At 67.1% G+C, this 280-nt stretch carries 1 protein-coding gene; it reads right to left on the minus strand.

Annotated features, from left to right (window positions below; translation table 11 throughout):
- Positions 1 to 4: 4 nt before the first annotated feature.
- The coding region (locus GJQ66_RS12420) for a roadblock/LC7 domain-containing protein (protein ID WP_155049636.1) at positions 5 to 280 on the minus strand (276 nt) is incomplete at its 5' end.

Below are 280 nucleotides of genomic sequence, written 5' to 3' on the forward strand. Positions count from 1 at the left end.
TCTGCTAGTTGAGAAGGCTGCCCTGCAGTTCCGCGCGCAGGTCCGGTGTGAGCACCGTGCCCGCGCGGTCGACCAGCAGGGCCATCTCGTAACCGACGAGGCCGATGTCGCACTCCGGGTGCGCCAGTACGGCCAGCGACGATCCGTCGGAGACGGACATGATGAAGAGGAAGCCGCGCTCCATCTCCACCACGGTCTGATTGACGCTCCCGCCTTCGAAGATGCGGGAGGCGCCGGAGGTCAGCGAGGTGAGGCCGGAGGCCACCGCCGCCAACTGATC

The sequence above is a fragment of the Microbacterium sp. ZXX196 genome (assembly GCF_009709595.1).
Lineage (GTDB): Bacteria > Actinomycetota > Actinomycetes > Actinomycetales > Microbacteriaceae > Microbacterium > Microbacterium excoecariae.